This window comes from Streptomyces sp. NPDC002044 (assembly GCF_040296725.1).
GTDB lineage: Bacteria > Actinomycetota > Actinomycetes > Streptomycetales > Streptomycetaceae > Streptomyces > Streptomyces antarcticus.
This window is the reverse complement of record NZ_JBEOXU010000198.1, coordinates 1-8,780: the sequence shown is the minus strand read 5'-3', so window position 1 is coordinate 8,780 and position 8,780 is coordinate 1. Positions and strand designations below refer to the sequence as shown.

Here is an 8,780-nt window from a genome sequence, read left to right as displayed (position 1 = left end):
GCCGGACACCCTGACCGTGGCCACCCCGTCCGGGGGCCGGCACCTGTACTTCGCCGCCCCCGACGGCTCCACCATCGGCAGCTTCTCCGGCAACCTGAAGAACAGCACGTCCCCCCGGTAGCGCCGGGTGCGGCTGCGCGACAGCAGCCGCACGCAGTGCACGTTCGTGTCGACGATCGCCCCCAGCAGGGCCTCGTCGAACCCGGCCAGCAGACCCTGGCTGTCGCGGATCGCGCCGACCGCCTCCGCCCGGTCCACCGGGGCCTCGCCCGCCGGCTGGTTCAGTCCGGCCACCGACAGCAGGAAGCCGCTCTCCTCCCGCTCCAGGCGCTCGCGCCAGTCAGGGGCGTCGATGTACGACCAGTCCTCGGTCTCCGGCGGGTACGCGTCCAGCAGGCCCAGGAAGGCGACCTCCTCGCCACGCTCCTGGAGCATCGCGGCCAGCGTCTGGGCCACCGTCCCGCCGAAGGAGTAGCCGAGGAAGTGGTACGGGCCCTGCGGCTGCACCGTACGGATCTCCTCCAGATACAGCTCCGCCAGCCCGGCGACGTCGGCCACCTCGGGCTGCGCGCCCGCCAGACCGGGCGACTGGAGCCCGTACACCGGCCGGTCCGGCGCCAGGTGGCGCAGCAGGCCCGTGTACTGCCAGGCGAAGCCCGACGCCGGGTGGAAGCAGAACAGCGGCGCCGCCGTGCCCCGTTCCCGCAGCGGCATCAGCACCCGCAGCGCGTCCCGGCGGGCGTCCGAGCCGATCCGGGCGGCCAGGCCGGCCACCGTCGGCGCGGTCATCACGGTCCCGACCTGGACCGGGGTGCCCAGCTCGTCACGGATCCGGCCGACCAGCTTCATCGCCAGCAGCGAATGGCCGCCGAGCTCGAAGAAGTTGTCCTCGGCCCCGACCCGCTCCAGCCCCAGCACGTCCGCGAAGATCCCGCACAGCAGCTCCTCGCGGGCGTCCTTCGGCGGCCGGCCACCGCCCGCGTCCCCGAAGTCGGGGGCGGGCAGCGCCGCTCGGTCCACCTTGCCGTTGACCGTCAGCGGCAGCGCCGACAGCTCCACGAAGGCGGACGGAACCATGTACTCCGGCAGGACGGCCGACAGCCGGCTCCGCAGCGCGGCCGGCTCGGCCGCGTCCGCGGCGGAGGCCACGGTGTAGGCGACCAGCCGCTTGACCCCGGTCGGTCCGGTGTGGACCACCACGGCCGCCGCCGCGATGCCGGGCACCGCCGCGACCGCGGACTCGATCTCGCCCGGCTCGATGCGGAAGCCGCGGATCTTGACCTGGTCGTCCGCGCGCCCCAGGTAGTCGATCTGCGCGTCCCCGCGCCGGCGCACCAGGTCGCCCGTGCGGTACATCAGGGTCCCCGGCGCGCCGAACGGGTCGGCGACGAACCGCTCCGCGGTCAGCGCCGGCCGCCGGAAGTAGCCGCGGGCCAGACCCGCACCCGCGAGGTACAGCTCGCCCGCCACGCCCGAAGCCACCGGCCGCAGCGCGCTGTCCAGCACGTACGCCCGGGTGTTGAAGATCGGCCGGCCGACGCACGAGCCGGCGCTGTCGTCGACGTCGGCGCCCAGCGCGTTGATCGTGTACTCGGTGGGCCCGTACAGGTTGTAGCCCATCGTGCCCGGGGTCCGCTTCAGCAGCTCCCACAGGCCGTCCGGGACGGCCTCGCCGCCCAGCAGGAACAGCGTGGGGCGGTGCCGGTCCGCGTCCAGCAGGCCCGCCTCGACCAGCCGCAGCCCGTACGAGGGCGTCACGTTGACGACGTCGATGCCGACGCGGTCGTAGTGCGCGGTCAGCGCCGCCGGGTCCAGCCGCAGCCGCTCGCCGATGACGTGCACCTCGTGCCCGTCGACCAGCCAGAAGAACTCCTCCCACGACATGTCGAACGCGAAGGACACGGTGTGCGCCACCTTCATCCGGCGCCCGCCCGCCATGGCCACCGCCGGCGCGAAGATCCGCTCCCGGTGGTTCAGCAGCATGTTCGTCAGACCCGCGTAGGGCACCACGACGCCCTTGGGCCGCCCGGTGGAACCGGAGGTGTAGATGACGTACGCCGGGTGGCGGCCGTCCCGGACACCCGTCAGCTCCGCCTCCTCCAGGGGCCCGTCCGCCCGCCCGGCCAGCTCGGCCACCGTCGCCGGATCGTCCAGCAGCAGCGCCGCGACGCCCTCCACCACCGGCACCCGGTCCGTCACCGGAGCCGTCGAGACCAGGCACAGCGGAGCGGCGTCCGACACCATCGCGCCGAGCCGGTCCACCGGGTGGTCCAGGTCCAGCGGCAGGTACGCCGCCCCCGTCTTCAGCACGGCGAACAGCGCGACCACGAAGTCCGCCGACCGCGGCAGCCCCAGGGCCACCACCGTCTCCGGACCCGCACCCCGCGCCACCAGGGCGCGGGCCAGCCGGTTGGCGCGGGCCTCCAGTTCCGCGTACGTGAGCCGCCGGTCCTCGAAGACCAGCGCGGTCTCGCCGGGCGTACGGGCGGCCTGCTCGGCGAACAGGTCGACCACCGTGGTGTCCGGGACCGCGTGGCCCGTGTCGTCGCCCGTGGCGAGCAGCTCCGCCCGCTCGGCGTCGTCCAGCGTGGCCAGCCGGCCCACCGGGGCCGCACCGCCGTCGGCGAGCTGCTCCACGAGCAGCGCGAGCCGGCCGGCCAGCTGCCGGGCGGTCGCCTCGTCGTACAGGTCGGGCCGGTAGCCCAGGCTCAGTTCCAGCGCGGGACCGGGGGTGACCGCGAGGGTCAGCGGGTAGTGGGTGCCGTCTACGCTGTGCGTCCAGCCGATCCCGTGCCGTTCCACCGCCTCCTCGCGGGCGGCGTCGTTCAGCGGCGTGTTGCGGAACACGTACAGCGTGTCGAAGAGCTGCCCCAGGCCGGTCAGCTGCTGGATCGGGCCGAGCCCCAGGTAGTGGTGCGGCAGCAGCGCCGCGTGCTCGCCCTGCACCCGCACCATGAGGTCGCGCAGCGGCTCCCCGGGACGCAGGGTGACCCGGAACGGCAGCGTGTTCATGAACATGCCGATCATCTGGTCGACCCCGGCGAGGTCCGCGGGACGGCCGGAGACCGTGGCACCGAACACCACGTCGTCGCGGCCGGTCATCCCGGACAGCGCCATCGCCCAGGCCGTGCTGAGCACGGTGTTCAGGGTGATGCCGCAGCCGCGGGCGAAGGACCGCAGCCGGTCGCTGGTGCGGACGTCCAGCGACAGGTCCACGACCTCGGCCGTCACCGGCCGGCGGGCCGAATCCGCCCGCGCGACGAGGGTCGCCTGGTCCAGCCCGGACAGGTGGGTCCGCCAGGCCCGCGAGGCGGCGTCCCGGTCCACGGCCGACAGCCAGCGCAGGTAGTCCCGGTAGGGGGTCACGGGAGCCAGGGTGTCGTCGGCGCCGCCGTGCCCGTACAGGGCGAACAGCTCCTCGAAGAACAGCGACTCCGACCAGCCGTCGGTGAGGATGTGGTGCTGCGTCACGCACAGCATCCAGCGCTCCGCCGAGAACCGGATCAGGGCCACGCGCACCAGTGGCGGGGCCGCCAGGTCGAAGCGGGTCGCGGCGTCGGCGAGGGAGAACTCCCGCAGCGCCTCGTCCTGCGCCTCCCGGTCGAGATGGCTGAGGTCGGTCTCCCGCCACGGCAGGTCCCACATGCCCGGCACCACCTGCACGGGACCGTCCAGGCCCTCGTGCCAGAACCCCGACCGCAGGTTGGGGTGGCGGCGCAGCAGGGTGTCGAACGCGGCGCGCAGGGCGGATGCGTCGACCGCGTGCAGCAGCTCGACGAAGTTCTGCATGAGGTAGACGTCGAGGGCCTTGTCGTCGTAGACGGCGTGGAAGTACAGGCCCTCCTGGAGCGGGGCGAGCGGCAGGACCTCCTCCACCCGCGGGAACACCGCGGCCAGCGCGGCCTCCTGGCCGGCGTCGAGGGCCACGAGCGGGCCGTCCGAGGCCAGGTAACCGCCGTCCTGGTCAGCGGCGTTGCCGGCGGCCGCGGCCATCCGCTCCACCGTGCGCCGCTCGAACACGTCCCTGGGGGTGAGGACCAGGCCCGCCTTGCGGGCCCGGGTCACCAGCTGGATGGAGACGATGCTGTCGCCGCCCAGAGCGAAGAAGTCGTCGTCGATGCCGGCCGTGGCGAGTCCCAGCACCTCGGCGAAGACGGAGCACAGCGCTTCCTCGCGGGCGTCGCGGGGCGCCCGCGACCGCGGCGCGGCGCCGAGTCCGGGCGCCGGGAGGGCGGCCCGGTCCAGCTTGCCGCTGACGTTCGTCGGCAGCGACTCCAGGACGACCACCGCCGCCGGGACCATGTAGTCGGGCAGGGCCGAGGCCAGTCGCTCCCGTACGGCGGCTCCCTCGACGGAGCCGGTCACGTAGGCGATCAGCCGCTTGATCCCCGGGGTGTCCTCGCGGACCACGACGGCCGCCGACCCGACGCCGGGCAGGGCGGCCAGCGCCGACTCCACCTCACCGAGCTCGATCCGGTAGCCGCGGATCTTGACCTGGTCGTCGGCCCGGCCCAGGAACTCCAGCTGCCCGTCAGCCCGCAGCCGTACGAGGTCGCCGGTACGGTACATGCGCGCCCCGGGCGGCCCGTACGGGTCGGCGACGAACCGCTCGGCGGTGAGCGCGAACCGGCCGAGATAGCCACGGGCCAGGCCGTGGCCCGACAGGTACAGCTCGCCGGGGGTCCCGGCCGGCGCCGGGCGCAGCGCGGCGTCCAGCACGCGGGCGGCGGTGTTGCCGATGGGCCGTCCCACGATCGGGGTCGGCGAGTCGGCCAGGTCGGCGCCGAGCGCGTCCACGGTGTACTCGGTGGGCCCGTACAGGTTCACCGACATCACCCCCGGCGCCGCGCGGACCTCGGCCCACAGCGCGTCGGGCACGGCCTCGCCGCCGAGCAGCAGCAGCCCCGGACGGTGGTGGGCAGGGCTAAGCAGCCCCCATTCCAGGAGCGCGCCCGCGTAGGTGGGCGTCACGTCCATGGCGTCGATCCGGTGCTCGCGCACGTAGCCGACGGTGAACTCGGCGTCCCGGCGGCCGATCTCGTCGAGCACGTGCAGTTCGTGTCCCGAGATCAGCCAGAACAGCTGCTCCCATGAGGTGTCGAAGCTGAACGAGGCGGTGTGCAGGGCGCGCAGCGTGCGCCCGCCCGCCGCGTCGACGGCCGGGGCGAACACGTCCGCGACGTGGTTGGCGTACAGGTTCGACAGGCCCCCGTGGGTCAGCACGACGCCCTTGGGCCGGCCGGTGGAGCCGGAGGTGTAGATGACGTAGGCCGGGTGTCCGGACTCCGTGCGCGGCGGGCGGAACCCGCCCCCGTACCCGGCCAGTTCACCGGCCGTCCCGGCGGAGTCCAGCACGATCCGGGTGGGCCCGTCCGGTGCCCCCGCGGGCAGCAGCGCGAGCGCCGCCTCCGTGGTCAGCACGCACACCGGGGTGGCGTCGTCCAGCATCAGGGCGATCCGGTCCGCCGGGTAGTCCAGGTCCAGCGGCAGGTAGGCCGCGCCGGACTTCAGGACCGCCAGGATGGCCACGACCGAGTCGGCGGAGCGCGGCACGGCCAGGGCGACGACCGCCTCGGGGCCGGCGCCGCGCGCGGCCAGCAGCGCGGCCAGCCGGTCCGCCCGGTCGTCGAGCTCGGCGAAGGTCAGCCGGCCAGCGCCCGCGACCACCGCGCAGGCGTCCGGGGTGGCCGCGGCGCGCGCGGCGAAGTGGTCCGCGACCGTACCGCCGGCCACGTCCCGCTCGGTGCCCTGTCCGACGCCGCGCAGCTCCGCGCGCTCGGCGCCGGTCAGCAGGTCCAGCGTGCCCACCGGGACGGACGGGTCGCCCGCGACCTGGTCCAGGAGGGCGACGAGGCGCTCCGCGATCCGGGAGACGGTCCGCGCGTCGAACAGGTCCGGACGGTACTCCAGGGCCAGTTCGGCCCGCTCGTCCAGGGACACGGCCAGCGTGAGGGGGTAGTGGGTGCCGTCGCGGGCCTCGACGCCCGTCACGCGGACCCCGTCGGACAGGGCGGGACGGGCGGACGGGTCCACGGGGTAGTTCTCGATGACGACGAGGGTGTCGAACAGCTCGCCGCCGCCCGCCTGCTTCTGGATCAGGCGCAGGCCCAGGTGGTGGTGGGCCAGCAGCCCGTTCTGCTCGTCCCGGAAGCGCCGCAGGAGCTCCGCGACGCTCTCGCCCGGCCGGGCGTCGAGCCGGACCGGGACGGTGGTGATGAACAGTCCGACCATCGACTCGACGCCGGGTATCTCCTCGGGACGGCCGGCGACCGTCAGGCCGAAGACGACGTCCCGGCGGCCCGTCAGGCCGCCGAGCAGCAGCCCCCAGGCCGCCTGGATCACCGTGCTGGGGGTGGTGCCCAGCGACCGGGCCGCGGCCGTCAGGCGGGCCGTGGCGGCCCCGGACAGCTCCACGCGGTGCACGCCCGGCCTGACGGCCGTGCGGGACGGGTCGGCGGGGGCGACGAGCACGGCCTCGTCCAACCCGGCCAGCGAGGTGCGCCAGGCGGCCTCGGCGGCCGGGACGTCCTGCGCCTTCAGCCACTTCAGGTAGTCGCGGTAGGGGCGCACGGGCTGCTGAGCCGAGGCGTCGCCGTCGCTCTCGTACAGCGCGAGGAGGTCCCCGACCAGCAGCGGCATCGACCAGCCGTCGACCAGGATGTGGTGCACGGTCACGACCAGCAGGTGGTCGTCGGGGCCCCGGCGCGCCAGCAGCAGGCGCAGCAGCGGCGGCCGGTGCAGCTCGAACCGGCGGTCCAGCTCCGCCCGCTCCACGCGGCGCAGCGCGGCGTCGGAGGGGTCGGCGGACAGGTCGGCCCGGCCGAGGGTGAAGGTCACCTCGGACGGCACGAACTGCACCGGCTGCGGCACCCCCTCGTGCCAGAACCCGGCCCGCAGGTTCGGGTGGCGGCGCAGCAGGGCGGTGCCCGCCCGCTCCAGCCGGTCCGCGTCGACGGGACCGGCCAGGGAGACGGAGACCTGCACCGTGTAGACGTCCGGCGCGCTCGCGTCGTAGACGGAGTGGAACAGCATGCCCTGCTGCAAGGGGGACAGCGGAAGCATGTCCTCGATTCGCGCCTGCGTCACTGCTGGGCCCTCCACATTTCTTCGAGCATGGTGATCTGGTCCTGGTCGAGGTCGAGCAGGTCGAGGTCCGAGGGGGTGTGCCCCCCGGAGGCGCCGCCGTCCGCCCAGGCGGCGAGGGCGTCCACGGCGGCCGTCCAGCCGTCCGCGAGCTGTCCGACGGTGTCCTGGGAGAGCGCCTCGCCCGCCCAGACGAAGTGCGCGGTGAGTTCGGGCCCGCCGTCCCCGTCGGTGATCTCCGCGGTGATCTCCAGGACGTGGGAGAGCGGCATCGCCGGGTCGGGGCGGGCGGACACGGCGTCGGCCTCGACGGCCGGGCCCCAGGCGGACCCGGCCCGGCCGCTCTGGCGGCCCAGGTAGTTCCACAGGATCTCGGGGCGGGCCGCCGGGTCGAACAGCCGCGCCGTGGCCGCGTTGGCGTACCGCAGCAGGCCCGCGCCGAGCCCGCCGTCGGGCACCGCCCGCAGCAGCTCCTTGACCTCCTTGAGCAGGTCCCCGGCGTCCGCGCGTCCGGCGAGCACCGCCGCCGGGTCGTACGCGCCGGAGGGCAGCCGCAGCGGGTGGATGCTGGTCAGCCAGCCCACCGTGCGGGTGAGGTCGGCGCCGGGCAGCAGCTCCTGCTCGCGGCCGTGACCCTCCAGATCGACGGTGAACCCGTCCGGCCGGGGCCGCCCGGACCGGGCCGCCCAGTCCCCGACCGTCAGCGCGAGCGCGCTGAGCAGGGTGTCGCCGACCGTGCCGTGGAAGGCGGCGGGAACCGCCTGCAGGAGCGGGGCCGTCCGCTCGGCGGAGATCCGCACGGACAGCCGGCGCGCGGTGGCCGCCGTGTCGGTCCGCGGGTCCAGCGGGCGCCCGGCGAGCAGCGGGCCGCCGGGGGCGGCCGCCAGCCAGTGGTCCAGCTCGGCGGTGCGGCGCGGGCTCTGCGCCTCGGCCAGCAGGTGCGTGGTCCAGGCGCGCAGCGAGGTGCCCACCGGATCCAGGGCGGCGGCGCGGCCCGCCTCCGCCGACGCGTAGGCCGCCCGCAGGTCGGGGAGCAGGATCTGCCAGGACACCTCGTCCACCGCGAGGTGGTGGGCGACGAGCAGCAGCCGGCCCGGCTCGGCCGGGCCCCGGTCGAGGTGCACGGCGCGCAGCAGCGCCCCGGACTCGGGGTCGAGCAGGCGCCACACCCGCTCGGACTCCGCGGTGACCAGCTCCCGCAGGGCGCCGTCGGCCAGGCCGGCGGCGTCCACGCTGTCCAGGACGGCGGCGGCGTCCACCGCGCCGGCCGGCCGGACCTCCGCGCTCCACACCCCGGGGCGGGGCACGGTCAGGAGCTGGCGCAGGCCGTCGTGGTGGTCGAGCACGGCCTGCAGCGCCGTCGTGAGGTGCGGGCGCCCGGCCCCGGCGGGCAGCTGGACCAGCCGGGCCTGGGCGAACGCGGCGAACGGGCCGCCCCGTTCGGCGAGCCAGGCGGCGACCGGGGGCAGCGGCAGCGGTCCGGGACCGGAGTCCGCCGCGCGGGCGGCGGGGGCCGGGGCGCCCTCGATCACGGTGGCGACGGCCGCGAGCGCGGCCGGCGCCGGGTGCTGGAAGACCAGCCGGGCGGAGATGGTCAGTCCGGCCTTGCGGGCCAGGGAGACCAGGCGGATCGAGACGATGCTGTCGCCGCCGAGCTCGAAGAAGTTGGCCTCCGGGCCGACCGCGGGCAGGCCCAG

2 protein-coding genes are annotated in these 8,780 nt (G+C 75.4%); both read right to left on the bottom strand.

The window, feature by feature from the left end; all coding sequences use genetic code 11:
- On the bottom strand, positions 1–7,062 hold a 7,062-nt coding region (locus tag ABT106_RS29240), incomplete at its 3' end, for an amino acid adenylation domain-containing protein (protein WP_502979518.1).
- 20 nt (positions 7,063–7,082) lie between these two features.
- The coding region (locus ABT106_RS29235) for a condensation domain-containing protein (RefSeq protein WP_351283301.1) at positions 7,083–8,780 on the bottom strand (1,698 nt) is incomplete at its 5' end.